This is a genomic window from Halomonas sp. HP20-15 (assembly GCF_033446685.1).
In the GTDB taxonomy this organism is placed as follows: domain Bacteria; phylum Pseudomonadota; class Gammaproteobacteria; order Pseudomonadales; family Halomonadaceae; genus Modicisalibacter.
Genome location: NZ_JAWQLY010000006.1, coordinates 238,898 through 265,751 on the forward strand (window position 1 = coordinate 238,898; position 26,854 = coordinate 265,751).

At 67.1% G+C, this 26,854-nt stretch carries 18 protein-coding genes; 3 read left to right on the forward strand and 15 right to left on the reverse strand.

Translation table 11 applies throughout. The features are described from left to right. Nucleotides 1–8: 8 nt before the first annotated feature. The 8 genes from gltB to pilM all read right to left on the reverse strand — a co-directional run bounded on the left by gltB (nucleotide 9) and on the right by pilM (nucleotide 11,496). Nucleotides 9–4,460 (reverse strand): glutamate synthase large subunit, encoded by a 4,452-nt coding sequence (gltB, locus tag R6258_RS10425; protein ID WP_318449904.1) that lies wholly within the window; start codon nucleotides 4,458–4,460, stop codon nucleotides 9–11. 458 nt (nucleotides 4,461–4,918) lie between these two features. Next, complete coding sequence (gene aroB, locus R6258_RS10430) at nucleotides 4,919–6,028, reverse strand: 3-dehydroquinate synthase (RefSeq protein WP_318449907.1); 1,110 nt, start codon at nucleotides 6,026–6,028, stop codon at nucleotides 4,919–4,921. A 5-nt stretch (nucleotides 6,029–6,033) separates the two neighbouring features. Beyond that, nucleotides 6,034–6,576: a shikimate kinase AroK gene (gene aroK, locus R6258_RS10435; protein WP_318449909.1), complete on the reverse strand. Its 543-nt coding sequence runs from the start codon at nucleotides 6,574–6,576 to the stop codon at nucleotides 6,034–6,036. Continuing rightward, nucleotides 6,576–8,657 (reverse strand): type IV pilus secretin PilQ, encoded by a 2,082-nt coding sequence (gene pilQ / locus R6258_RS10440; protein ID WP_318449911.1) that lies wholly within the window; start codon nucleotides 8,655–8,657, stop codon nucleotides 6,576–6,578. The genes aroK and pilQ overlap by 1 nt, the downstream gene beginning before the upstream one ends. A 40-nt stretch (nucleotides 8,658–8,697) precedes the next feature. Continuing rightward, the gene (locus R6258_RS10445) at nucleotides 8,698–9,231 is read right to left on the reverse strand and encodes a pilus assembly protein PilP (protein ID WP_318449914.1); all 534 of its coding nucleotides are present in this window, start codon (nucleotides 9,229–9,231) and stop codon (nucleotides 8,698–8,700) included. Further along, nucleotides 9,228–9,869, reverse strand: coding sequence for a type 4a pilus biogenesis protein PilO (locus R6258_RS10450; protein ID WP_318449916.1), 642 nt, complete (start codon nucleotides 9,867–9,869; stop codon nucleotides 9,228–9,230). Before R6258_RS10450 ends, R6258_RS10445 begins: the two co-directional genes overlap by 4 nt. Continuing rightward, nucleotides 9,866–10,432: a PilN domain-containing protein gene (locus tag R6258_RS10455; protein WP_318449918.1), complete on the reverse strand. Its 567-nt coding sequence runs from the start codon at nucleotides 10,430–10,432 to the stop codon at nucleotides 9,866–9,868. The genes R6258_RS10450 and R6258_RS10455 overlap by 4 nt, the downstream gene beginning before the upstream one ends. Then, nucleotides 10,429–11,496 carry a type IV pilus assembly protein PilM gene (pilM, locus tag R6258_RS10460; RefSeq protein WP_412176372.1) on the reverse strand — a complete coding sequence of 356 codons (1,068 nt, stop codon included), beginning with the start codon at nucleotides 11,494–11,496 and terminating at the stop codon, nucleotides 10,429–10,431. The genes R6258_RS10455 and pilM overlap by 4 nt, the downstream gene beginning before the upstream one ends. Before the next feature lie 237 nt (nucleotides 11,497–11,733). On the opposite strand from pilM, the gene R6258_RS10465 reads away from it, so the two are divergent. Beyond that, nucleotides 11,734–14,256, forward strand: a complete 2,523-nt coding sequence (locus R6258_RS10465) for a penicillin-binding protein 1A (protein ID WP_318449921.1) — start codon at nucleotides 11,734–11,736, stop codon at nucleotides 14,254–14,256. 98 nt (nucleotides 14,257–14,354) lie between these two features. Further along, complete coding sequence (locus tag R6258_RS10470; RefSeq protein ID WP_318449923.1) at nucleotides 14,355–15,134, forward strand: DUF481 domain-containing protein; 780 nt, start codon at nucleotides 14,355–14,357, stop codon at nucleotides 15,132–15,134. Between the two features lie 79 nt (nucleotides 15,135–15,213). On the opposite strand, the gene R6258_RS10475 is transcribed toward R6258_RS10470, so the two are convergent. The 6 genes from R6258_RS10475 to R6258_RS10500 all read right to left on the reverse strand — a co-directional run bounded on the left by R6258_RS10475 (nucleotide 15,214) and on the right by R6258_RS10500 (nucleotide 23,747). Beyond that, nucleotides 15,214–16,485: a malic enzyme-like NAD(P)-binding protein gene (locus tag R6258_RS10475; RefSeq protein WP_318449925.1), complete on the reverse strand. Its 1,272-nt coding sequence runs from the start codon at nucleotides 16,483–16,485 to the stop codon at nucleotides 15,214–15,216. Nucleotides 16,486–16,721: 236 nt separating this feature from the next. Then, on the reverse strand, nucleotides 16,722–17,924 hold the full coding sequence (locus tag R6258_RS10480) for a toxic anion resistance protein (protein WP_318449927.1): 1,203 nt from the start codon (nucleotides 17,922–17,924) through the stop codon (nucleotides 16,722–16,724). A gap of 39 nt (nucleotides 17,925–17,963) precedes the next feature. Beyond that, complete coding sequence (locus tag R6258_RS10485) at nucleotides 17,964–18,905, reverse strand: cobyrinic acid a,c-diamide synthase (RefSeq protein ID WP_318449930.1); 942 nt, start codon at nucleotides 18,903–18,905, stop codon at nucleotides 17,964–17,966. Between the two features lie 81 nt (nucleotides 18,906–18,986). After that, entirely contained in the window at nucleotides 18,987–21,293 is a 2,307-nt protein-coding gene (locus R6258_RS10490) for a helicase C-terminal domain-containing protein (protein ID WP_318449932.1), read from the reverse strand. After that, nucleotides 21,290–23,005 carry a VRR-NUC domain-containing protein gene (locus R6258_RS10495; protein ID WP_318449934.1) on the reverse strand — a complete coding sequence of 572 codons (1,716 nt, stop codon included), beginning with the start codon at nucleotides 23,003–23,005 and terminating at the stop codon, nucleotides 21,290–21,292. The genes R6258_RS10490 and R6258_RS10495 overlap by 4 nt, the downstream gene beginning before the upstream one ends. A 118-nt stretch (nucleotides 23,006–23,123) precedes the next feature. Beyond that, nucleotides 23,124–23,747 (reverse strand): YbhB/YbcL family Raf kinase inhibitor-like protein, encoded by a 624-nt coding sequence (locus tag R6258_RS10500; RefSeq protein WP_318449936.1) that lies wholly within the window; start codon nucleotides 23,745–23,747, stop codon nucleotides 23,124–23,126. A 142-nt stretch (nucleotides 23,748–23,889) separates the two neighbouring features. Here R6258_RS10500 and R6258_RS10505 point away from each other — a divergent pair, with 142 nt between their 5' ends. After that, the gene (locus R6258_RS10505; protein WP_318449938.1) at nucleotides 23,890–24,717 is read left to right on the forward strand and encodes a helix-turn-helix transcriptional regulator; all 828 of its coding nucleotides are present in this window, start codon (nucleotides 23,890–23,892) and stop codon (nucleotides 24,715–24,717) included. 100 nt (nucleotides 24,718–24,817) lie between these two features. Here the strand turns inward: R6258_RS10505 and R6258_RS10510 are convergent, their stop codons facing one another. Further along, nucleotides 24,818–26,728 (reverse strand): amidohydrolase, encoded by a 1,911-nt coding sequence (locus R6258_RS10510; protein ID WP_318449940.1) that lies wholly within the window; start codon nucleotides 26,726–26,728, stop codon nucleotides 24,818–24,820. Nucleotides 26,729–26,854: the final 126 nt, after the last annotated feature.

Consider the following 26,854-nt stretch of genomic DNA (forward strand, 5'->3'; position numbering starts at 1 on the left):
TCCTCTGCTTACTCGGGCCGCCGGCGGGATTCGGCGAGCAGGCCGCCGAGGCTTGCCGCCTTGGGCTTGACCAGCCAGAAATGACGGATGTACTCGGAGAAATCGTCGAGGATCTCGTGGCCCCGGGCCGAGTCGGTCTCGGCGACGTACTCCTCGATCACCTCACGCAGGTAGCGCCGGTAGGCTTCCATGACCTCGGTGTTGATGCGATGGATCTCCACCAGCTCATGGTTGTACTTGTCGACGAAGGTGCGGTCCTCGTCGAGCACATAGGCGAAGCCGCCGGTCATCCCCGCGCCGAAGTTGACGCCGGTCTCGCCGAGCACCGCGACCAGACCGCCGGTCATGTACTCGCAACAGTGATCGCCCGCGCCCTCGATCACCGCATGCACGCCGGAGTTGCGCACCGCGAAGCGCTCGCCGGCGGTGCCCGCGGCGAACAGCTTGCCACCGGTGGCGCCGTACAGGCAGGTGTTGCCGACGATCGCCGTCTCGTGCGACTTGAAGCGGCTGGCCTTGGGCGGCACGATCACCACCTTGCCGCCGTTCATGCCCTTGCCGACGTAGTCGTTGGCATCGCCCTCGAGATAAAGGTGCAGGCCCCGGGCGTTCCACACCCCGAAGCTCTGCCCCGCCACGCCGGTGAAGCGGGCCACGACCGGGGCCTCTTCCAGCCCTTCCTCGCCGTAGCGCTTGGCGATCTCGCCCGAGGCCCGCGCGCCCACGCTGCGATCGCAATTGGTGATGGCAAACTCGAATTCGCCGCCCGAGCGCGACTCGATCGCCGGCATCAGCGCGTCGAGCACCTCCTGGTTCTTGGCGCCCGGGTCGTGCGGCACGTTGCGGCCGACCTGGCAGAACTGCGGCGCCTCGGCGGGCACGAAGTCGTTGGTCAGAAGCGGGCTCAAGTCGAGCTTGCGCTGCGCGGGCGTCTCGCCCTCGAGCACCTCGAGCAGGTCGGTGCGGCCGATCAGCTCGGTGAGCTGGCGCACGCCGAGCAGCGCCAGCAGTTCGCGCACCTCCTCGGCGATGAAGCGGAAGTAGTGCTTGACCATGTCGACGGTGCCGCGGAAATGCTCGTCGCGCAGGTATTGGTGCTGGGTGGCGACACCGGTGGCGCAGTTGTTGAGGTGGCAGATGCGCAGGTACTTGCAGCCCAGCGCGACCATCGGCGCGGTGCCGAAGCCGAAGCTCTCGGCGCCGAGGATCGCCGCCTTGACCACGTCGAGCCCGGTCTTCAGGCCGCCGTCGGTCTGCAGGCGGATCTTGTCGCGCAGGCCATTGATGCGCAGCGCCTGATGGACCTCGGGCAGCCCCAGCTCCCAGGGGCTGCCGGCATGCTTGATCGAGGTCAGCGGGCTGGCCGCGGTGCCGCCGTCGTAGCCGGAGACGGTGATCAGGTCGGCATAGGCCTTGGCCACGCCGGTGGCGATGGTGCCGATGCCCGGCTCGGAGACCAGCTTGACCGATACCTGGGCGCTCGGGTTGACCTGCTTGAGGTCGAAGATCAGCTGCGCCAGGTCCTCGATCGAATAGATGTCGTGGTGCGGCGGCGGCGAGATCAGCGTCACGCCGGGCACCGCATAGCGCAGCCGTCCGATCATCTCGTTGACCTTGCTGCCCGGTAGCTGGCCGCCCTCGCCGGGCTTGGCGCCCTGGGCGACCTTGATCTGCAGCACCTCGGCATTGACCAGGTAGGCCGGGGTGACGCCGAAGCGCCCGGAGGCGATCTGCTTGATCTTGGACGAGCGAATGGTGCCGTAGCGCGCCGGGTCCTCGCCGCCCTCGCCGGAGTTGGAGCGCCCGCCGGTCTCGTTCATCGCCTGGGCCAGGGCCTCGTGGGCCTCCGGCGACAGCGCGCCCAGCGACATCCCGGCGCTGTCGAAGCGCGGCAGCAGCGCCTCGACCGGCTCGACCTCGTCGAGCGCCAAAGGCTCGGGGGCGGGCTTCAACTTGAGCAGATCGCGAATGGTCGCCACCGGACGCTCGTTGACCAGCTGGGCGAATTTCTTCCACTTGGCGTAGTCGCCCTGCTGCACCGCCTCCTGCAGGGCCATGACGATGTCGGGGTTGTAGGCGTGATACTCGTGGTAGTGCACGTACTTGATCAGGCCGCCCTGGCGGATGGTCTTGCGCGGGATCCAGGCGTCGCGGGCCAGCAGCTCCTGCTGAAGCTGCAGCTCGGCGAAGCCGGTACCCTCGATGCGCGACATCATGCCGTCGAAGCACAATTCCATGACCTCGGACGACAGCCCCACCGCCTCGAACAGCTGCGAGCCGCGATACGAGGCCAGCGTCGAGATGCCCATCTTGGAGAGGATCTTGAACAGCCCCTTCTGCAGCCCCTTGCGATAGTTCTCGCGGGTATCCGCCGGGTTGCCGGTGAGCTCGCCGCGGCGATGCATGTCGGCCATCACCTGGTAGGCCAGGTAGGGGTAGACCGCGGTCGCGCCGACCCCGAACAGCACCGCCATCTGATGCGCGTCGCGGGCATAGCCGGTCTCGACCACGATGTTGATCCGCGGGCGCAGCGCCAGGCGACCGAGATGATGATGGATCGCGCCGGTGGCCAGCGCCGCGTGGATCGGCAGCTTGCCCTTCTCGAGCTCGGCATCGGACAGCACCAGGATCACCGCGCCGTCGCGAGTCGCCTGCTCGGCCTGCTCGCACAGCGCCAGCAGCGCCTGCTTGAGGCCCGCCTGCTCGGGATCGTAGGCAAGCTGCAGGGTGTGGCTGCGAAACGCCGGATCGTCCTGGGTGACCAGCGCGGTGAACTTGCGCGGCGAGAGCACCGGGGTGGTCAGGATCAGCCGGTGGGCATGCTCGGGGGTCGCCTCGAAGACGTTGAGCTCGGCGCCGCAGCAGGTTTCCAGCGACATCACGATCGCTTCGCGCAGCGGGTCGATCGGCGGGTTGGTGACCTGGGCGAACTTCTGGCGGAAGTAGTCGGTCAACAACCGGCTCTGGCGCGACAGCACCGCCATCGGCGTGTCGTCGCCCATCGAGCCGACCGCCTCCTGGCCGCTCTCGGCCAGCGGGCGCAGCAGTTGCTCGCGCTCCTCGTTGGTGACCTGGAACATCTTCTGGTAGATGCTCAGCGCATCGGGCTCGAACGGCTGGAAACGCGCCAGCTCGGTGAGCGCCGATTCCAGGTAATGGGCGTGATCCTTGAGCCAGCGCTTGTACGGATAGGCCGACTTGAGACGGCTGTCGACGTCGGCGGTGTGCAGCACCTCGCCGGTCTCGGTATCGATCCCCAGGATCTGGCCCGGCCCCACCCGGCCCTTGGCGACCACCTCCTCGGGCTTGTAGCCATGCACGCCGATCTCCGAGGACAGCGTGATGTAGCCGTTGTCGGTGATCACCCAGCGCGCCGGGCGCAGGCCGTTGCGGTCGAGCATGCACACCGCGTGGCGGCCGTCGGTCATCACCAGGCCGGCGGGGCCGTCCCACGGCTCCATGTGCATGGAGTTGTACTCGTAGAAGGCGCGCAGTTCGCCGTCCATGGTCTCGACGTTCTGCCAGGCCGGCGGCACCATCATGCGGATGGCGTTGTACAGGTCCATACCGCCGGTCATCAGCACTTCGAGCATGTTGTCCATGCTCGAGGAGTCGGAGCCGCGGGTATTGACGATCTCGTCGAGCTCGGTGATGTCGGGCAGCAGCTCGTTGACGAAGTTTTCCTTGCGCGAGTTGGCCCAGCCGCGGTTGGCCTCGATGGTGTTGATCTCGCCGTTGTGGGCGAGAAAGCGGAACGGCTGGGCGAGCGGCCAGCGCGGCGCGGTGTTGGTCGAGAAGCGCTGGTGGAACACGCAGATCGACGTCTCGAGACGCTCGTCGCCCAGGTCGCGATAGAAGTTCGGCAGGTCGACGGGCATCATCAGGCCCTTGTAGGAAACCACCTTGGTCGACAGCGAGCAGACGTAGAAGTCCTCGTCGTCGCGCAGCTTCTCTTCGGCCTGGCGGCGCGCCATGAACAGGTCGACGTTGAACGCCTGGTCGAGGCGATCGTCGCTGGGCTCGACGAAGATCTGGCGGATGCGCGGCAGGCACTCGAGCGCCATCGGCCCGCACACCTCGGGATCGACCGGCACGTCGCGCCAGCCGCGCACGCTGACCTGGCGGGCCGCCAGCTCGGCTTCGAGCACCTCGCGGGCACGCGCCTCGCGGGCGTCGTCGTCGGGCAGGAAGATACAGCCCACGGCAAAGCGTCCGCCCAGCTCGACACCCAGCGAATCGCGCGCCAGGGCGCGCATGAAGCCGGTGGGCATGGTGAACAGCAGGCCGCAGCCGTCGCCGGTCTTGCCATCGGCGGCGATCCCACCACGGTGAGTCATGCAGGTCAGCGACTCGATGGCGGTTTTCAGCAGGTCGTGGCTGGCCTGGCCTTGCATATGGGCGATCAGGCCGAAGCCGCAGTTATCGCGGAACTCGCCAGGCTGGTGGAGACCTCTCATCATGGGCGTGCCTCACAGAAATCCAGGGGACTTGTGTCCAGATTGAAAGCGCGGTATATTTATTGGTTTTTTGTAATTTTCATGGCCATTTTTTCGACCATATTGGGGCGCCAAAAGGCCGACCAGAATAGCCAGTCTCGCCCTCGAGCGCAATTCCCACGCCCTTCGAGCGCCGCAAAAACTCCCCGTAAAACGCGCGCTTAGCGCCAAGTCAATGATAATTCCCAAGCCGCTCAAGGGCTTAGCAATAAAATTTCCGGCGAGCGGTCTGACCGGACTCTTTGGCGGCAAGTGACGGATTGCTCAGCGGCGAAGATGTTTTTATTCCATGCCAATTCTGCATAAGCCATGCGAATAGAGGCAACCAGCCAGGGCATTATCCCTCACCCGCCTGCCGCCCGACACAAAAAAACCCGCCGGATTTCCAGGCGGGTTTGGCGAAGCCAAGCGCTTCGGTTGCCTCAGGCGCGGGGATAGCCTTCGATGAACGCCCGCAGTTCGTCCGCGGGGAGGCGATCGTGAATGCAAGCCTCGCCAAGCTCGCTCAGCAATACCAGGCGAATCCGCTCGTCGAGGTTCTTCTTGTCGAGGCGCATGCGCGCGATGAAATCATCGCCGCTCATCGCCGCCGGCGCGGCAACCGGCAGGCCGGCGGCACGCAGCAGCGCCTCGCTGCGCTCGACATCGGCGGCACTCAGCCAGCCGAGCCGCTGCGACAGTGCGGCGGCCATCGCCATGCCGCTGGCCACGGCCTCGCCATGCAGCCAGACGCCGTAGCCCTGATGCGCCTCGATGGCATGGCCGAAGGTATGCCCCAGATTGAGTAGTGCGCGCACCGCCTGCTCGGTCTCGTCCTCGGCGACGATCGCCGCCTTGGTCGCGCAGCTGCGCAGGATCGCCTCGCTGAGCAGTGCGTCGTCCAGTTCGCGCAGCGCGGGCATGTTGGTTTCCAGCCAGCCCATGAACTCGATATCGCGGATCAACCCGTACTTGATCACCTCGGCCAGCCCCGCCGACAGCTCGCGCGGCGGCAGGCTGTGCAGGGTGGCGGTGTCGACGAGCACCGCGCGCGGCTGCCAGAAGGCACCGATCATGTTCTTGCCGCGCGGATGGTTGACGCCGGTCTTGCCGCCCACCGAGGAATCGACCTGGGCGAGCAGCGTGGTGGGTACCTGGATAAAGGCCACGCCGCGCTGATAGCAGGCCGCGGCATAGCCGGTCATGTCGCCGATCACCCCGCCGCCGAGGGCAATCAGCGTGCAGCGACGGTTGAAGCCGGCCTCCAGCAGGGCATCCCAAATGCGCTCCACCGAGGCCAGCGTCTTGGTCTGCTCGCCGTCGGGCAGGATCACCTGGCGCACCGTCAGGTCCTCGCCGAGCCCGCGCTTGAGCGCGTCGAGGTACAGCGGCGCGACGCTCTCGTTGGTGACGATCATCACCTGATTGCCGGCCAGGTAGGGCTGCAAGTGAGCGGGATTGCCGAGCAGCCCCGGACCGACGTGGATCGGGTAGCTGCGCTCGCCGAGCTCGACGGTCAGGGTGCGAATGGCGGGAGCGGCGAGCACGGACATGGCATCTATACCTTGGCTTGCAGCGGATCGACGAGACGCTCGACACGCTTGAGGATATCGTTGACGACCGTTCGCGGGCCGCGCCGGTCGGTGCGTACCACCAGGTCGGCGGTGGCGCGGTAAAGCGGATCGCGCAATTCGAACAGGCCGCGCAGCACCGCCTCGGGGTCCTTGTTGCGCAGCAAGGGGCGGTTGCGGTCCTTGGCGGTGCGGCGCAACTGCTGCTCGACCGTGGTGTAGAGATAGACCACCGTGCCGCGTTCGCGCAGCGCGCGGCGATTGGTCTCGTTCATAACCGCCCCGCCGCCGGTAGCCAGCACCAAGTCGGAGAGCTGGGTGAGTTCGTCGATCATCGACACTTCGCGCTCGCGAAAGCCGGCCTCGCCCTCGATATCGAAGATCCAGGGAATGTCCGCACCGCAACGCGCCTGGATCTCGTGATCGCTATCCAGGAAATCGCGCTGCAACTCGGCCGCCAGAAGGCGGCCGATGGTGCTTTTGCCGGCCCCCATGGGGCCGACCAGAAAAATATTGGGAAAACCCTGCATCAGCGAATCGCCAGATTGTCCTCGATAATCTTCGGGGTAATGAAGACTAACAATTCTACCTTCTCATTGCTCTCCTCGGTATAGCGGAATAGCTGTCCGAGGAAAGGAAGGTCACCGAGGAACGGGGTCTTGAACAGGTTGCGCAGCTGTTCGGTGGTCAGAATGCCGCCCAGCACCACCGTTTCGCCGTTGTTGACCAGCACCTGGGTCTGGATCTCGTTGGTGTCGATGGCCGGGGCACCGGCGAAGCTGGTATCCGAGACATCGTCGTTCTTGACGATCAGATCCATGATGATGCGATCGTCGGGGGTGATCTGCGGGGTGACTTCCAGCGACAGCACCGCCTCCTTGAACTCGACGTTGGTCGCGCCGCTCGAGGTTGCCTCCTGATAGGGGATCTCCTGGCCCTGCTTGATCACCGCGGTCTGCTGATTGGCGGTGATCACCTTGGGCTGCGAGATGGTCTGGCTCTTGCCTTCGCTCTCCAGCGCACGCAGTTCGAGATCGAGCAGGATATCGCCCGACAGATAGCCGAAGCTGAACGCCGAGGCGGGACTGACGTCGTTGCCCAGGTCGACCGCCAGGCCGCCGCCGTAGGAGGCCGGATCGTTGCCGGTGGTGGGCACCGTCGAGGCATTGCCATCCGCGGCCCCGCTGAGATCGAAGCGGCTGCCCTGCGGCGACGACAGCCCCCAGTTGACGCCCAGCTCCTGGGTCGCGCTGTCGCGGGCGATGACGATGCGTGCCTCGATCTGCACCTGGCGCACCGGCACGTCGAGCTGATCCAGCGTCTGGCGAATCGCCTCGATCTGTTCGGGGGTTTCCTGGAGCAGCAGCGTATTGGTGCGCGCATCGACGCTCACCCGACCGCGCTCGGAGAGCAGCCCCAGGCCATCCTCGCCGCGCAGCAGGCTGGCCAGCTCGCCGGCCTTGGCGTAGCGCACCTGGATGTACTGAGTGGTCAGCGGCGCGAGCTCCTGCTGCTGGGCCTGGGCCTCGAGCTCCTGACGCTCCATCGCCGCCAGCTCGTTGGCCGGGGCGACCACCAGCACGTTGCCCGACTGGCGGCTGGCCAGGCCATGGCTCTTGAGCACCAGATCGAGCGCCTGGTCCCAGGGCACGTCCTGCAGGTTGAGGGTGACGCTGCCCTGCACGCTATCGCTGGCCACCACGTTGAGCCCGGTGAACTCGCCGATGATCGACAGCACTTCGCGGACCTGGATGTCCTGGAAATTGAGGGTGATGCGCTTGCCGGTGAACGGGAAGCGCTCGCGCTCCTGCTCGCGCTGTTCGGCGCGGCTGACCGGCCGGGCCTCGATGATCAGTTGCCGGCCGCTCTGGGTCGATAGCAAGGTGTACTCGCCGCGGGTGGTGATCGCCAGCGTGGTGTCCTGCGCGCCGCCCTGCGGCACGATGCGTTGCATCGGTGTGCCGAAATCGCTGACGTCGAGCACCTGGTTCCACTCGGCCGGCAGCGCGACGTCGTCGAGGGTCGCGATGATCCGATCACCGCGCTCGCTGACCCGGGTGTCGACGCCGTCACGATCGAACGTCACCACCAGCCGGCTGGCGTCGCCGTCGCCGCGTCGAAAGTCGATGTCGGTGATCTGCGGCTCCTGCGAGCTCGATACCGCCACGGTCGATTCCCCGGGCGGCGCGGATGCGGCAACGCTGGGGCGCGCGCTCGGCATCGATTCGTCGACGCCCTCGCCCAACCGCAGCACCAGGGTGTCGCCCTGTTCGCGCGTGGCGTAGGGAAGCGCCTGGTTGAGGGTCAGCACCAAGCGGGTTCGGTCGCCCGCCGACAACGCCACGAGACTATCGACCCCGGCGAGGCCCAGTTCGAAGCGTCGCTGGTCGAGTTCGTTGACGGTATCCATCAGATCGATGGCCAGGCGCGGCGGGGAATCGATGCGATAGCCGCGAACCTCGGGGACCTCGTCCGAAAAGTGCAGCAAGACTTCGAGCTGACCGTCGCTGCGTTGCTCGAAATCCATGCCCGTCAGTGTCGACGCGGCCAGCGCCGGGCCCGCCAGCGCACACAGCCCTACCGTCAGCAGCGTGCCAATCAATCCCCTCATGTCGTTCCCCTGTAACCGACTTCTTGGCGGGTCAATCCCGCTACCGTGACTCGGCCTTGTTATCGAGCGAAAGCGTGCGGCGGCGTTCTACCCAGCCGCCCTGGCCGTTGGAGACGATCTCCACCAGATGAATGTCGCGATCAGTGATCTTGTCGATGCGACCGAAGTCGGTGCCGATGTGCATGCCCGCATAGACACGGTGCACCTTGCCCTCGGGGTCGCGAACCAGCGCGGAGCCGCGCCCGTCGATCGCGAGCGTGCCGACCAGCGTCAGCGAGTCGAGCGCGAAGCGCTCGAGCGCCTCGCGGGGGCGGCTCAGGTCCGGCTTCAAGTCGTTGCCGTTGGCGGCGGCGGCGTCGGTTGCCGGCCGCTCCGGCTGGAACGGGCTGCGCGAGCCCGCCTGATCGTAGGTGACCGGCTGATAAGCCGGCGTCTCGGGCAATAGCGGCAGCTCACCGCTGGGCTTGGCACGCAGGCTCGCCAGGCGCTGGTCGAGCGCATCGAGCCGAGCATCGCTGCAACCGGCCAGCAGCGTTACCGCGAGCAGCGCGAAGCAGCATGACCAGCGCTTCATGGGCTCTTCCCCTCGGCCGCTTCGGCCGACGGTTCACGGTGATTGTAGGTCTTGGCCAGCATCGACAGCCGCAGGGTGTCCTGACCCTCGACCGGCACCAGCGTGAAATCGTGCAGGGTGACGATGCGCGGCAACCCGGCGACGCCCGAGAGGAACGCGGCGATGCGGTGGTAGTCGCCCTGCACCTGGATGTCGAACGGTTGCTCGATGTAGAACTCCTGGACCACCGGGCTGCGCAGGCGGATGAAATCGATGGACAGCTGGTTTTCGAGCGCGGTGTCGCTGATGTTGTCGAGCAGCGACGGCACCTCGGCGCCGGTCGGCAGCATTTCCAGCAGTTCGGCCATGCGCGATTCCAGGGTCGCCATCTGTGCGCGCATCGCCGGCAGGTTGGCGGCCTGGTAGGCCTTGCTCTCGTACTGCTGAAGCAGCGCCCGCTCCTGCTCGCGCGCCTGATCGAAACGCACCATCTTGGGCGCGGCGAGAAAGTGGTAAACGCCCCAGAACAGCAACACCAGCGCCAGTGCGCAGCAGATCGCCTGCAGCGATACCGGCCAACGCCCGGCCTCGCGCAGGTCGAGTTCGCGCCAGTCGACGCCGCGCAAGCGTTGCCACTCGGCCTTCATGTTGACGTTCATGGCTTCGCCTCCAGGGCCAGGGCCGGCTCGCCGGGCACCTCGGCGACGGTCATGTCGAAGCGCCGCAGCCCGGCGTCGTTGGTCTCGATTTCCGCCAACGTCGGCACGCCGAGCGCCTCGCGGGCGGCCAGCGCGCGCATCTGATCGGAGACCTGACGGTTGGTCTCGGCCAGCCCGGCGAGCCGCAGCCGCTCGCCCTCACGCGACAACCGGGTGTAATAGACACCGTCCTCGAGGCTGGTCACCAGCTGATTGAACACGCGTACCGTCTGCGGGCGACTGAACTGCAGTTCGCGGATCAGCTCGATCTGGGTCAGCATCTGCTCGCGGGCCTCGCGAAATTCACGCAACGTGGTGATGTCCCGGTCGAGCTGCTGGCTTTGCGCCTCGACGTACTGGTTGCGCTGCTGCTGGACGTCGAGCTGATGCTGATAGAAGGACGACACCAGCCAACCGGCAGCGATGCCGGCCAGCGCCGAGACGCCGAGAATCAGCTGGAAGCGCTTGCTACGCTGCTCGCGGCGCGCCTCGCGCCAGGCCAGCAGGTTGATCTCGATGGTCATGAGCGTACCCTCATAGCCAGCCCGCAGGCGGTGAGCATCGCCGGGGCGTCGCTGGCCAGGGTATGGATGTCGATACGCGAGTTGATCGCCATGCGCAGGAACGGGTTGGCGACCTCGATCGCCAGGCCGCTGTCCTCGCTCAGGCGCTCCTTGAGCCCGGGGATCACGCTCGAGCCTCCCGCCAGGATTAGTTGGGTGACCTCGGGGTTGCGGCCCGCCGTGTAGTAAAGCTGCAACGAGCGCCCGATCTGCTGGGCCAGCGTATCGAGAAAGGGGTCGAGTACGTCGTGCTGATAGTCGCCCGGCAGGCCGCCGCGCTTCTTGGCAAGCCCGGCCTCTTCGAAGCTCAGCCCGTAACGACTGCGGATCTCCTCGGTCAGATGGCGGCCGCCGAACACCGTGTCGCGGCTATAGATGATGCGACCGCCGCGCAGCACGTGAAAGGCATTCATGTTGGCGCCGATGTCGACCAGCGCCACGCATTGATCGTCGCCGACGTGCGGGAACTGATGACGCAGCTCGCCGAAGGCCCGCTCGGTGGCGAAGGTCTCGACGTCGACCGCGGCCGGCTCCAGGCCGGCCTGCATCACCGCCTCGGTCAGTTGGCTGACATCCTGCTGGCGGCACGCCACCAGCAGCACGTCCTGCTGGTCGGCGAAACGGGCATTCAGCCCCAGGCGCTGAAAATCGAAGGCGACCTCGTTGAACGGAAAGGGAATGTGCTTGTCGGAGTCGAGTTGAATGCGCGCCTCGATCTCGTCGTCGCTCAGCGAGGCGGGCAGGGTCAGGGTCTTGGTGATCGCCGCGCTGGCGGGTACCGCGACGGCGACCTGCTTGGAGTGCGGACGCGCGTGATCGACGGCCCGGCGGATGGCCTCGACGACTTCGCTCATCTGGCGAATGCGGCGCTCGACGACCACGCCTTCGCGCAGCGGACGTACCGCGTAGCTGTCGACCCGATAGTGGCGACCGGCCCGCTTGAGTTCGATCAGCTTGACGGTGGCCGACGTGATGTCGATGCCGACCAGTCCCTTGCCGGACTTACCCAGACCCAACAATGGCATACCCCTGCGCAATCAGTTCGCGTTATTGCGTTATCGTTATATCGGCTGAAAGCAGCAAAAGCTTCAGTCCCGTGCGGGTGAGATTACCTGATGTATACCGCGTTTACACACGAGAGCCGGCGTTTTGCCGTCAACGCTGGTTCATGGCACCGCAGCTTCCTATAATGCGCAGTTCAATGGATAGCCTCGCTCCTCGCAGCCCGACCGCCACCCGAACACCACGGACACTGTCATTCCATGAAGCTTTTTAGACGCCTGCTGACCTCGGCCCTTTGGCTAATGCTATCCCTGAGCGCCGCGGGAGTGCTGGCCGTCATCGGCGCAGCGCTGTACTTCGCTCCCGGCCTGCCCGATGTACGCCAACTCCAGGGCTACGAACTGCAGATCCCGCTACGCATCTACACCCGCAACGACAAGCTGATCGGTGAGTTCGGCGAGGAGCGGCGCAAGCCGGTCGATTTCGAGACGGTTCCCAAGGACATGGTCCAGGCGTTTCTGGCCGCCGAGGACGCCCGCTTCTTCGAGCATCCCGGGGTCGACCCCAAGGGCCTGGCACGGGCCGCCGTCGAACTCATCGCCAGCGGCGGCGACATCCAGTCCGGCGGCAGCACCATCACCATGCAGGTAGCGCGCAACTACCTGCTGACCCTGGACCAGACCTTCACCCGCAAGATTCGCGAGATCCTGCTGTCGCTGCAGATGGAGCAGATCCTCTCCAAGCAGGAGATCTTCGAGCTCTACGTCAACAAGATCTACCTGGGCAATCGCTCCTACGGGGTCGCCGCCGCCGCCGCCACGTATTACGACAAGCCGCTGGCCGAGCTGAGCCTGGCCGAGAAGGCGATGATCGCCGGCTTGCCCAAGGCGCCTTCGGCGCTCAATCCGCTGGCCAACCCCGAGCGCTCGTTGATCCGCCGCAATTGGATCCTCTATCGCATGCGCGAGCTGGGCTATATCGACCAGAGCGCCTACGACCAGGCCGTCAAGCAGCCCATCACCGCCCGCGAGCACACCGCCCGGGTCGAGGTCGAAGCGTCCTACGTCGCCGAGATGGCCCGCCAGTTCGCCGTCGAACGCTTCGGCGACAAGGCCTATACCGGCGGCTACCAGGTCATCACCACGCTGGACAGCGATCTGCAGACCGAGGCCCGTCAGGCGCTGATCCAGGGCCTGATCGAGTACGATCTGCGCCACGGCTGGCGCGGCGCCGAGCAGACGGACATCCCGCCCAGCCTGGTCGAGGCCCAGGACCAGACCCAGAAGGAGGGCCTGGAACAGGAACTCGGCGAATCCCCCGAAGTGATCGAGACCGCGCGCCAGGCGGCTCGGAGCAGTCAGACCCAGATCAGTGGCGTCGAGGGCGACGTCAGCAATTGGCTCAAGGTGCTCGAGCGCACCCCCGAGCTGGGGCCGCTCAAGCCGGCGATCGTAGTCTCCACCGACGAGCGTCAGATGCGGGTACTGACCGAAGATGCCGGGCTGGTGACCCTCGACTGGGACGGCCTCAAGTGGGCACGCGACTACAAGAGTCCCAAGTGGCGTGGCGAAGTGCCTGCCAATGCCGCGGCGATCGCCGAGCGTGGCTCGCTGGTGCGCATCATCGAGACCGATGACGGCTGGCGGCTGTCGCAGCAGCCCGGCGCCGAGGGCGCGATCGTCGCACTCGACCCGCAGACCGGCGCGATCCGCGCTCTGCAGGGCGGCTTCAGCTTCGAGTCCAGCCGCTTCAACCGCGCCACCCAGGCCCAGCGCCAGGCCGGCTCGATCTTCAAGCCGTTCATCTATCTGGCGGCGCTGCAGGAAGGCAACATGACCGCCGCCACGGTGGTCAACGACGCGCCGGTGGTGATGAGCGACATGGGCGGCTCCTGGCGCCCCGAGAACGCCGAAGGCGAATTCCGCGGGCCAACCCGTCTGCGCGTGGGGCTTTACCAGTCGCGCAACTTGGTATCGATCCGCGTCCTGCAGACGTTGGGGCTGGATAAGGCGCTGCGCTTCCTCGAGCACTTCGGTTTCGCCGCCGACCGCCTGCCGCACGGCCTGTCGCTGGCGCTGGGCAGCGCCTCGCTGAGCCCGCTGGAAATGGCCAACGCCTATGCGATCCTCGCCAATGGTGGCTTCAAGGTCTCGCCCTGGTACATCCAGCGCGTCGAAAAGACCGGCGAGCAGCAACCGCTGCTCGAGTACACGCCGCAGGTCGCCTGCCGGGATTGCCGCGAGGGCGCCGAGGAAACCCGCATCGACGGCAAGACCTATCCGCTCGCCCCCCGCGTGGTCGATCCGCAGGCCCTGTATATCCTGCGCGACATCATGCGCGACGTCATCGAGCGCGGCACCGGCCGCGGTGCGCTGGATCTCGAGCGCAGCGACATCGTCGGCAAGACCGGCACCACCAATGAGCAGCGCGACGCCTGGTTCTCGGGTTTCAACAACCGACTGGTCGCCACCGTGTGGGTCGGCAAGGACAACAACGAGAGTACCGGCGAATACGGCTCACAGGCGGCGCTGCCGATCTGGAAGCTGTTCATGCGCCAGGCCCTCAAGGACACACCGGAAGCCGTTCCCGAACGTCCCGAGGGCATCGTCACGGCACGCATCGACCCCGATACCGGACGGCGCCTGCACGACGACCAGACCGGTGGAGTCGAGGAGATATTCCGCGAAGGCAACCTGCCCGACTACGAGCCGCGCCGCATCGACAGCGAGCTGGAAGACAGCAGCGGCTCGCAGGGGACCGGTACCTACGAAGCCATTTTCTGAGTACGCCATGCACAGGCGGCCTTCCGTCCGCTGACGTCCGTCCGGCGCGATACGCGCCGGACGGACACGGATACGACGTGAGAACCAGGAGTCCCATCATGCCGCGGCTGATCGCCACAGCAACGCAGACACCGGTCTTGAGCGCCGCGACGACCTTGCTGTGCCTGCTGTTTTCATCCCTGTCGCCAGCGCAGGATTCGCTGTTCTACGCGCCCCCGGCGCCCCAGGACGACGCACCGGAATTCACCGGCCAGGCCGAGCTCGGCTACACCAGCCTGTCGGGCAATACCGATAGCTCGACGCTGCTCGCCAAGGGGCGCCTGACCTGGCTGACCGGACGCTGGACCCACACCCTGCGCGCCGAGACGCGCAAGGTCGAGGAAAACGACAACGCCAGCGCCGAGCAGTATCTGCTCGGTGGTCGCGAACGCTACGACCTCGAGGGGCCGCACTACCTGTTCGGCTTCACGCGCTGGGAAAAGGATCGCTTCAGCGGCTACGACTATCAGTTCACGACCATCGCCGGCTATGGCCGCCAACTGCTCGCCGGTCCCGATCATATCCTGTCGCTGGAAGCCGGCCCGGGCTATCGCCATGACGAGCTGGACAACGGCGAAGGCAGCGATCTGGCGGTAGGCTACGGCGCGCTGGACTATCAGTGGAACTTCAGCGAGGGATCGACCTTCCAGCAGGAGCTCTCCGTCGAAGGCACCCGCCAGAACGTCACCACCCGCACCTTCTCGGCGGTGACCGCGCAGCTCAACGCCCATCTCGCGTTGCGCCTGTCCCACGAGATCGAGCGCAATTCGCAGCCTCCCGAAGGCGCCAATTCCAACACCGATCGCACCACCGCGGCGTCGCTGCTTTACCGCTGGTAGCCGACCCGCCGATACAAACGAAAGCCGGCCCCGGGGCCGGCTTTCTTGTGCGCTCACGCTAGCGTGCGAATGCCGCGCCTCAGCCGCCGTAGACATCCTCGACGCCGGTCAAGGGGTAGTGCGACGGAAACGGCCGGCGTGCCACGCCCGAATCGACCGCCGCCCGCGCCACCGCCGAGGAGATCCGATCGAGTAGCCGCGCGTCCATCGGCGTGGGAATGATGTAGCCACGGCCATACTCCAGCGCATCGATTTCATAGGCATCGAGCACCGCCTGCGGTACCGGCTCGCGAGCCAGATCCCGGAGCGCATAGACCGCCGCCAGCTTCATCTCCTCGTTGATGCGCGTGGCGCGCACGTCCAGCGCGCCGCGAAAGATGAACGGGAAGCCCAGCACGTTGTTGACCTGGTTGGGGTAATCGGAGCGGCCGGTGGCCATGATCACGTCGTCGCGGGTCTCGTGGGCGAGTTCGGGTTGAATCTCCGGGTCGGGGTTGGAGCAGGCGAACACGATCGGACTGACGGCCATCCTGTTGAGCTGATCGGCGCTCAGCAGGTTGGGGCCCGACAGCCCGACGAACACGTCGGCGCCGTCGATCGCTTCGTCGAGGGTACGCAGCGGGGTCTCGGTGGCGAACATCGCCTTGTACTCGTTGAGGTCGCTGCGCCCGCTGTGGATCACGCCCTTGCGATCGAGCATATAGATGTTCTCGGTCAGCGCGCCGCAGGACACCAACAGTTTCATGCAGGCGATCGCCGCCGAGCCGGCGCCCAGACAGACGATGCGCGCCTCGTCGAGGGGCTTGCCGGCGATCTCCAGCGCATTGAGCATGCCCGCGGCGGTGACGATGGCGGTGCCGTGCTGGTCGTCGTGAAAGACCGGAATATCGCACTGCTCGATCAGCGTGCGCTCGATCTCGAAGCACTCGGGGGCCTTGATGTCCTCGAGATTGATGCCGCCCCAGGTGTTGGCGATGCGCGAGACGGTGTCGATGAACGCCTGCGGGCTCTCGGCGTCGACCTCGATATCCACCGAATTGATCCCGGCGAAGCGCTTGAACAGGACGCCCTTGCCCTCCATGACCGGCTTGCTGGCCAGCGGACCGAGGTTGCCCAGGCCGAGGACCGCGCTGCCATCGGAGATCACCGCGACCAGATTGCCCTTGCCGGTATACAGATAGGCGTGTTCGGGGTCCCTGGCGATCTCGCGGCAGGGCTCGGCCACGCCCGGGCTGTAGGCCAGCGAAAGGTCTTTGGCAGACGCCGTCGGCTTGGTGATTTCGACGGACAGCTTCCCGGGAAAGGGTTGCGAATGGTAATCCAGCGCGGCCTGCTTCTTGGCGTCTGTCATGCTCGTGGTCCGGTCGTTCGGGGGGTGTGACGGCCAGAGTATAGAAAAAAACTCAGCCCAACAACTTAAGCCAAGTATCTGTCTTGACAGGCTTTTAAGCGCTAGTTTGAAAGCGTTTCCAAGTATTGCCTAGGCGTTATGGCTGGTCTTTCCGGCATAACGCCCAGCTTATCGGAAACACCGTTCTAAAACCTTCCGTGCTGAAAAACGGCCAGACCCGCTTCCCCGGGATCCGTTCATAGACTGTCGTCGGTGCGCCGGCGATTGCCGTGCTCGAGGCGCTCGATCGCCTTATTGCCCTGGCGCGAAAGCGCATCGAGCCGCTCGATCTGCTCGTCGAGACGCGGCAGGGCTTCCTGGCGGTAATGCGAGACGTCGTCCAGCGCCGCCATCACTTCGCGGAAGGCCTCCTCGAGGGTCTCGCGATCCAGCGTCGCCGAGGCCGCCCGGCTCTGGATCTCCACGCCCTGGGCGCGCAACGCCCGCGCGGTACCGGCGATCATCGCCGAGGTCGACTGGTTGAGCGCCTCGACACGATCGAGCACCAGCCGCTGATTGGCCAGCGCCATGGCCACCGTCACCGCCACGGTGAGCGCCGAGACGGTGACGTTGATCGCCCGGTCGACGCCGCGCATCAGCTCGCGGTTGTTGCGAATCACCACCTCCAGCGCCAGCACGCCCTGCTGGCTGACCGCCAGCTGCTGCTGCAGATCGACGATGCGTTGACGCAGCGGAAACAGCAATTCCTCCTCGATGAACGTGCGCTGGTCCAAGGCGCCCCGCTGCGGGTCGTTGGAACGCGCGTCGGCAGCGGCGACCAGCCGTCGATCGATCAGCTGACCCAGCGACACCTGGCGCTGCAACTGGCCGGCCATGTCGCGCAGCGCCTGCTGATCGTCGCTCAGGGTGAGGTTGTCGCGACGCAGCATCTCGCGCCCGGCTTCCAGGTCATGGATGATCGCGTCGAGCGCCTGCTGGGCGTTCTCGAATTTCTGGAAGTACCGCTGCAGGCGGCTGCCCACTCCCGGCAGGCGCGCCAGCATCCGGTCGAACCCGCCGCCGCCCAGCGAGTGCTGCTGCGGATCGAGATCCTGCATGCGCGAACGCAGCTTGGCGAGCGACTCGGCGACCGGACCACCCTCGTCGCCCTGACGCGCCAGGCGGCGCAGCGGCGTCTGCAGCATCTCGCTCTGGTGGGCGGCCTGGCGTTGCAGCTCGAGGCCCATCTCGTCGACCGCGCGGCGCGGCTCCTCGATGCCGCCCCCGCCCGGCCCGAGCAGACCGGCGACGAAGTCGTCGGCCAGCGCCGCCAGTTCGCCGTCCTCGGTATCGCTGTCGCGGTGGCCGCTCGCCAGCCCCGCGGCGATCTCCTCCACCGCCGGCAACGCCAACCGCCGGTTGCCGTCCTGCCCGTCTCGATCGTCACGCTTGTCGTTCATCGCTCGGCTCCTCGCGGAATGGCTCAATCCAAAAGACGCCTACTGGCCGCGGCTGTAGCGCGCCGCGCCCTCGGCGAAGCGGCGCAGATCGCCGAGCGCCCGCTCGGCGGCCACCGTGGCCTGTGGCCGCTGGGTCTCGACCCGCGCCAGCGCCACGGCGGTATCGTCCAGCGCCGTCAATGCCGCCTCGTTGCGCGCCGACAGATCGCGCAGATGACGCTCGGTATCGGCGACCAGTTCCAGGCGGCGCTTCAGCGCCAGGCGCTCGGCCACGCTCAGCGTCTTGCGTTCGCGGTCCAGCCGGCGCCTGACGAAGTCACTGTCGACGCCGGCCACGCTGCGCGCCTGTGCGGCCATCCGGGTGAGATTGTCCACCGCGCCCAGGCAGACCTCGTTGACCAGCCCGTGGGCGCGCTGGTAGGCCAGCTCGGCGCGGTCGAAGCGCGCCGCGAGGACCGTTTCGACGTGCCGATAGCGGCTGTAAAGCCGGTCGGCCTGCACCGCCACGTCCTCGCGCGCGAGTGAGAGCAGTTCGCCCTTGGCCGCGCACAGCGCCAGCACCACCTCGTCGGCGTCGGCGGGCGGATATTCGGGATCGAGGCTCAGCACCCCGCGCTCCTGAGCCTCGCGCTGGCGCTCGGCGCGCTGCCGAGACTCCTCGGCCGCCTGGCGACGCGCCTGACGCCGTGAGCGCCAGCGCTGCCACCAGTTGCGCGCCCGACGTTCCACCGGCAGTTCGACGGCGATCGCCACCAGCCCCACCAGCCAGCCGGCAAGCGATGGGTCGAAGCCGCCCCACAGCGAGGTCAGCCACAGCACGAACGCCACGAACGGCACCAGCAGCCAGTAGCGCACGATGACCTGAATGCGATCGGGGTCGAGTTCCGCCAACGCCAGTCGTGGACTGGCCATGCCGATCAGAAACCACGGCAGGCAGGTGACGAACAGCCCGTAGGCCAAGCCTTGCAGAAATCCCAGCATACGATGCGGTTCCGCCAACCAAGGTAGGAGATTCGATTGTAGGGAAGGCCCGGCGCGGGATAAAGCGGCGCCGCGGCCGATTCAGCGGCGATCGTCGCCGAGCGCCCACCAGGCGGGTAGCAATCGGGCCACCCGTGGCTCGCCGAAGCGATCGTCGATCAGGTGCACGCTGCCCCGGTCCTCGGGCGCGCGAATCACCCGTCCGGCGGCCTGGACCACCTTCTGCAGGCCGGGATATAGATAGGTGTAGTCGTAGCCGCGACCGAACTGCACCTCGAGGCGCCGGCGAAACTGTTCGGTGACCGGGTTGACCTGGGGCAGCCCCAGCGTGGCGACGAAAGCCCCGACCAGGCGTTCGCCGGCCAGGTCGATGCCCTCGCCGAACGCCCCGCCGAGCACCGCGAAGCCGATTCCCCGCCCATCCGCGACGAAGCGTTCGAGAAACGCCTGACGCTCGGCCTCGCCCATGCTGCGCGACTGCCGCCATACCGGGATCGTCGGAAACTCGGCGACGAAGCGCTCGGCGACCTGGTCGAGGTAGGCGTAACTGCTGAAGAATGCCAGGTAATTGCCCGGGCGGCGGCGATACTGCTCGGCCATCAGCGCGGCGATCGGCTCAAGCGAGGCGGGGCGGTCGGCATAGCGGGTGGAGATCGTGCGCACCCGATGCACGCTCAACTGCTCGGCCGAGAATGGCGAGGCCGATTCCAGCCAGGGCGTGGCGTCCGGCAGTCCGAGCAGGTTGCGGTAGTAGTCGGCCGGGCCGAGCGTCGCCGAAAACAGTACCGCGCTGTGCGCGGCGGCGAAGCGCGGGGCGAGAAAGCCGGCCGGGATCACGTTGCGACAGCACAGCCGCGAGAGCCGCGCGCCACGCCGCCCTTCTCGCCGCGTCAGGTCGTAAAGCGAATGGCTATCAAACAGCTCGCTCAGCCGCGCCAGGTGCAGGGCGTCCAGGTGGAAGCGCTGCAGGTCGCTGTCCAGCGCGAACGGGTGTTCGCTGTGGTAGTCGCCGATCGCCGCGGTCAGGCCCTGCAGCGCACCCAGCAGGCGCTGCGGCGGTTCGTCGAGCACCTGATAGTCGTCGCTGGCTGCATCGCCCGCCTCGCCATTGAGCGCACGCCACTGGCGCTCGACACGCTCGAGCGGCTTCTTCAGCGGCGCCGGGGCGCTGCGCTTGAGTGCCCGCAGCGCGCCCTGGTCGAGCTCGGCGGTATACATGCCGCGCCCGCGCTCGACCAGGTTGTGGGCCTCGTCGACCAGCACCGCGACGCGCCACTGATTCTCGACCGTCAGCGCGTAGAGCATGGCGTGCAGGTCGAAGTAGTAGTTGTAGTCGCCCACCACCACGTCGCACCAGCGCGCCAGTTCCTGACCCAGATAGTAGGGACAGACGCCGTGCGCCAGCGCCACCTCGCGCAGCGCCGCGCGCTCGAGCCGGCCGTGACGCACCGCCGCCGCGCGGGCCTCGGGCAGGCGGTCGTAGAAGCCGCTGGCCAGCGGGCAGGAGTCGCCGTGACAGGCCTTGTCGGGATGTTCGCAGGCCTTGTCGCGGGCGGTGAGTTCGAGCACGCGCAGCGCCACCGGGGCGGCGTCCGCCCGCTCGACACCGGTCGTCCCGGCGGGCGAAAGCGTCGCCAGCGCGTCGAGCGCCAGCCGCCGCCCGGGGGTCTTGGCGGCCAGGAAGAACAGCCGGTCGAGGCGCTGACGCGGCATCGCCTTCAACATCGGGAACAGCGTGCCCAGCGTCTTGCCGATGCCGGTGGGTGCCTGCAGCATCAGGCTGCGCCCGGTACCCGCCGCCTTGTAGACCGATTCGGCCAGTTCGCGCTGGGCGGGCCGGAACCCGGCGTGGGGGAAGCGCAGCGCCTCGAGTGTGGCGTCGCGACGCTGGCGGTGGGCCAGCTCCTGCTCGGCCCAGGCCAGAAAGCGCCGGCACTGGTCCGCGAAGAACGCCTCGAGCGTCGCGGCCTCGAAACTCTCCTCGAGCAGCGTCTCGCGCTGGCTGACCACGTCGAGATAGACCAGCGCCAGGCGCACCTCGTCGAGCGCGCGTTCGCGGCACAGCAGTGCGCCGTAGACCTTGACCTGCGCCCAGTGCAGGCGACGGTGGTTGTCGGGCATCGACGCCAGGTCGCCGCGAAAGGTCTTGATCTCCTCGAGCCGGTTGCGGGCCGCGTCGTAACCGTCGGCGCGTCCGCGCACTTCGAGCGCGGCGTACTCGCCGGCAAGGGCGATTTCGCGTTCGTAGCCCTCGCCGCGCCGCGCCGCGACCAGCGCATGACCGGCGATGCCCTCCAGGGCGGTCGGCGACGGCGTGAAGCGCAGGTCGAGATCGCCGCCGCGTGCGGTGAACTCGCACAGCGCCCGCACGGCCACTCTATAGCTCAAGCTCGCCTCGCCTCGCCGGCCGCTTCGGCCCAGCGCACATGGCAGACGCTGACCGGCATGGCGTGACGCTTGAAGAATGAAAGCCAGCGACGCTGGTTGTCCTGCAGGCGATCGCCCGGCCCCTTGACCTCGATCATCTTGTAGCGACCTTCCTCCGGCCACAGCTGGATCAGGTCCGGCAGCCCGGCGCGGTTGGCGGGGATATCGGCGAGCAGCCGCTCGAAGCACAATCGCAGGTGCGCGGCCGGCAGGCAGGCCAGCGCCTGTTCGAGCAGGGTCTCGGGCAGGCACTCCCAACTGACGAAGGGAGACTGGATGCCCCGTTTATCGGCATGCGCGCGCCGGATGATCTCTTGATAGGCGTCGCTCTCCAGGCTCGCCAGGCAGCCATCGAAGAGCGCGCGGCGCCGCGCGTGGAAGTCGCTCTGGGCGAGATCCGCCGGGCCGCGCTGGAAGGGGTTGAAGAACGCGCCGGGCAACGGGGCGAAGATCGCCTCCCAGCACAGCAGCCCGAACAACCCGCCGATCAGGGTATTCTCGACATAGTGCGCCGGCGCCTCGGGGGTGCCGAGGTGCGCCTGTACCGTACGCTCCACCGACAGCCCGGCGAACGGCAGCTCGAGATCGAGCCGCTCGATCTCGGCCGGCGCGACCGATGCCGGACGCGGCAGGCCGAGCCGCCGATGCAGACGCGGCAGCACTCGCGCGAGCTGTTGCCGCTCGGCCTCGCTTTCCGGGCTGCGCTCGGCCTCGCGCGCCAGCTTAAGCGCCTCGTCGAAGCGCTCGAGGCGTTCGAGCATACGCAGCCGACGACCGCGCGCGCCGGCGTAAGTACAACGCGCATAGAGATCGTGGGCCGCGTCCAGCGCGCCCTGGCGCTCGCTGTGCTGGGCCAGTCGGAACAGCAGCTTGGCGCGGCGCGCCTCGAGCCAGGGATTGGCGTGGGCCTCGCGCGGCACGTCGGCGTCGATCGCGCTCACCGGCTCGTCGTCGGCCAGGCGCTCGCGGCAACGGTGCAGATGAAGGTAGTCCTCGAGATCGTCGCGCGAGGCGAAGGCCCGCGACTCGCGCGAGAAGGCGACGCGCTCGTAGCGCGCCATGCCCAGGTCGGCGAGCACGAACTCGCTCCAGCCTTGGTGCAGATTGCCGAAGAACATCAGCCGCAGGCGCTCGCACAGCGCATCGACCCTGAGCGCCAGGACGACCTCGGCGTCGTGCCCCCATTCGGCGAGCGTACGCGGCGGCTCATCGACCTCGCCCAATACCGCCAGCCAGTCGCGCTTGCTGGCCTGGCGCAGGCCGAGCCCGGCCAGGCGCTCGGCGAACAGGCCCTGCAGCTCGGCCTTGGTGAGCAGCGCGAAGAGCTCCTCGAGCGTCAGCGCCGGCGCCGGATCGACCCAGCCAACGGCGATCAGCGGCGCCAGCGCCGGGCCCAGCGGCTCGGCCTCGTCGGCCTGCGCCTGAGCCTGAACCGGGGGAATCTCAGCGGCGATTTCCGGATAGTCCAGCCTGGAGCGGCGAAACAGCCCGCCCTTGCGCATGATCATGCGTACCAGCAGCGCCTGCGCGGCGCGCGGCAACTCGCCGAAGGCGTCGATGAAGCCGCGCTCGTCGGCAGCCAGCAGATCGGCGTAACGCTCGTCCAGCCAGGCGAGCACGGTCTGGAAGTTGACGAGATAGTAGAAGGGATCGTCGAGGGTCTGGCGGGCCATGCGCTACCACGGATAACTGGTTATTCATCCATGGTACTCGCCGGCCGCGCCAGCGACAATCCGGTTCGGCCAGACTGGCTCGACCGGACTGGTTCGGCCAGGCAGGTGGAGTATTTGCTTAGCGTAGATCGGGATTGAGGGTATAGATCCCGGTCACGGTGGCCTGCCCCAGGATATGCCCCTGCATCGCCCCCAGCGCCTCGTCGCCGGTGAATTCGCCGCGCATGTCGAGCTTTTCGACGTCGAGCGCGTAGACGGTGAACCGATAGCGATGCGCCAGCTCGTCGTTCCATGGCGGACAGGGACCGTCGTAGCCGCCGTAGGTGCCGCCCATGTCGGGATCGCCGGCGAGAAAGTCGGTAAAGGTGTTGATTCCCGCCAGGCCCTGCTCGCCCTGCCCGGGCTGCTTGCCCTTGGGCGTCACGCCGTCGGAGGCCGCGCCCTCGTCGATCCGGTGGGTACCGGCGGGAATGTTGAGCAGCACCCAGTGATAGAAGTCGACGCGCGGCATGCTCGCCGGCAGGCGCTTGCCCTGCTGGTTGACGTCGGAAGCATCGCCCGGCACGTCGGGATCGCAGACGATCACCGCGAAGCTTCGCGTGCCCTGGGGGATATCGGTCCAGTGCAGCGCCGGATTGCGATTCGGCCCGAGGGTCATCGGCTCGCCGTCACCGGGCACGCCGAAGGCGAACGTATCGGGGATCGGCCGCTGGTCCTCGATGCCGTCAATTGTCAATTTCATGATCACCTCCATGGATCGCTATGCGTAATTCCACCAGCCTAGCGTAGCCTCCGGGGCTTCGGCCAGGCACCCGAGGCCGACGAGGTGTTACTCTCTCGGGTCACTACTGCCGATCCTCGAGCGCGTGACGCGCCATGAGCCCATGACCACCACCGACCTGCTCGCCCAACCCGCCAGCCATGACTGGCACCAGTGCCTGGCCCGGCTCATCCAGGGCGCCTCGGCGACAACCTTCCCCGCTATGCTGGAACAGGCGCTGCGCGAACGGGTCGCCTTCGATTCGATCCTCATCAACACCTACAAGGGCCGCCACCGGCCGCTGCTGATCCACGACGACTGTCCGTCGCACCTGCACGAGCTATGGGTCGAGCGCTATCTCGGCGGGGCCTACCTGCTCGACCCGTTCTTCACGGCCGTGCAGCGCGGGCTGGAGCGCGGCGTGCATCGCCTGCGCGAGCTGGCCCCCGACCGCTTCGAGGCCAGCGACTATTATCATCGCTACTATCGCGCGCTGGGACTGCGCGACGAGGTCGGCCTGTTCACCCGCGTGGCGCCGGACGTGGTACTGGTGGTATCGCTGGGCTTTCGTCACGACGGGGCGACGCTGCGCCGGCGCGGGCTTTTGGCGCTGCGCCATATTTCGCCGGTGCTCGAGGCGCTGCTCAGCGAATACTGGCACTGGCAGGGCGGCCAGTTCCAGGCGCGCCTGGACGCGCAGGCGCCCGTCGAGGCCGCCTTCGCCAGCTTCGGCCAGGGACTGCTCACCGCCCGCGAGCAGGAGATCGTGCGGCTGTTGCTGGCCGGCCACTCGACCAAATCGGCGGCCCGCGAGCTGGATATCAGCGACGGCACCGTCAAGGTCCATCGCAAACACCTCTACCAGCGCCTCGACGTCTCCAGCCAATCGCAGTTATTCCGGCTGTTCCTCGACCACGTGGCGCTGATCTCGCGCCGCCAGCAAAGTCAGTGACCCCCAACAGGTCAGATTACGTGGTGCCGGCCAGACCGGGGCGAGACGTCGGCCGTCTGATGCCCCGCGGAATAGCTATACCAACGCTCGCCATGGCGCGTCAGGGCGCGAAGCCCTCGGCCGTATACACCACCTCGCCGCCGACCATGGTCAGCAGTACCTGGGTTTCGGAGATGTCGTCCCGCGCAATCTCGAACAGGTTGCGATCGAGGATCAGCAGGTCGGCCAGCTTGCCGGTTTCCAGCGAGCCGGTGATCGTGTCCTGATGCATCGCATAGGCGGCATTGAGGGTGATGCCGCGGATCGCCGCTTCAAGCGACAACGCCTGGTCGGGGTTGACGACACCGGCATATTGCGGGAACGCCGGGCCCCAATCGGCCTCGCGCAATACTGCAGCCTCGATCGCGAACCAGTGATCGAGCGGGTCCACCGGGTAATCGCTGCCGTAGGCGATCTTGGCGCCGGCGGCGGCGAGATCGCCTTCCGGCTCGTAGCCCTTCCAGCGTTCCGTCCCCAGGTAGGGCTTGACCGCATCCGTCGAATCCGGTGCCGGCTTGGCCCATTGATAGGACATCACCGGCACCACGCCGAGCTGTGCGAAACGGGCGTGATCGGCAGGGTCCACCAGTTCCGCGTGAGACATCAGCGGTCGCGAATCGCCGGCCCGGCCATAGCCAACCCTCCCAGCCTCGATGTCGTCATGTTCGCGCAGGGCCTCGAAGGCATTTAGGGTGTTGCGCACGGCGCGGTCGCCGATGGCGTGGATCTGCGTCTGGTAGCCGCGCGCAGCGAAGCGCGTCGCCATGATGCCCAGCGTCTCGGCGTCGACATAGGCTTCACCACGGCTGTCGCCGGGCACCCAGTTCGGATCGCCCTCGTTGCCTTTGTTGACCCGGTAGGGCTCGAGCAGCGCCGCCGTCTGGGCCGGCGCCTGGAGGATGCCGTCGGCCATCATCTCGCCGACCCCGGCCACCGACACGCCGGGCTCGGGCACCAGACGCGGCCCCGCCTGTTCACCGGGCCGCCAGGCGCGGACCTGCAGCGGCAGCTGTTCGGGATGCTCGAACTCGGCACGCAGCGCATCGAGTTCGTCGATGAAGGCCTCCAGCTCGTCACCGCTCTTGGCCCCCGAGTCGATGAGGAAGTGGGCGCGGGCCGGCAGCCCATGCCGTTCGCGCAGTGCGGCGAAGGCCGCCACCGTGTCGCGGTTTTCGCTCTGGGCCTGGAAGCTGGTAACACCCTCTTTGATCAGCGCCTGCATGCCGCGCCGCGCCGCCTCGACGGGGTCCACCGCCGGCGCTGCCGGCATCGCCTGGCGCACGAGCTCCTGGGCACCATCCAGCAGCCAGCCGTTGGGTTCGCCCGCCGCGTCATGCTTGACGACGCCATCCGACGGGTTGGCCGTCTCGGCATCGATACCGGCCAGCTCGAGGGCGCGGGAATTGGCCAGTGCCGAATGCCCCCACACGCCGTTGACGATGATCGGCCGCTCGGTGTCGAGGCCGTCCAGCACCTCCTTGGTCACCGTCGTTCCGGGCGGGGTCAGGAACTGCACGTACCAGTGATCGACCACCAGCCAGTCGTCGGAGCCCTCGCCGAAATCCGGGTTGTCGAGGCACGTCTCGAGACGTGTCGTGAGCGCCTCGACGGTGAGCGGCTGATATTCGAGATCGCAGCGCGGCCGGTCGATGGTGATGCCGTGGATGTGGGCGTCCTGCAGCCCCGGCATGACCATCTTGCCGTCGAGATCGAAGACCCGGGTCTCGGGCCCGACATACGCCTCGGCGCCCGCCGCGTCACCGACGTAGACGATCACGCCGTCGCGCACCGCGAGCGCCTCGGCGGTGGCGTTGTCCGCGTCCACCGTGTAGATGGCGCCGCCTTGCAGCACCGTGTCGGCGGGGGGCTCGTCGGCCCAAGCGCCACCGGTCCAGGCGCTGCCGGCCAGCGCCACCAGCGTGGCGGCGGCCAGGCGCTTTAACGGGAAGAGTCCAGAGGGTCGTGCCAGCATTGTTGTTCTCCTTGGCGGTTGATGATGAGTTGACGATTTACAGCGACAGCGCCATCCACACCGTCTTGAGCTCGGAATACTCCGCCAGGCTGTGGTGCGACTTGTCGCGCCCGTTGCCCGACTGCT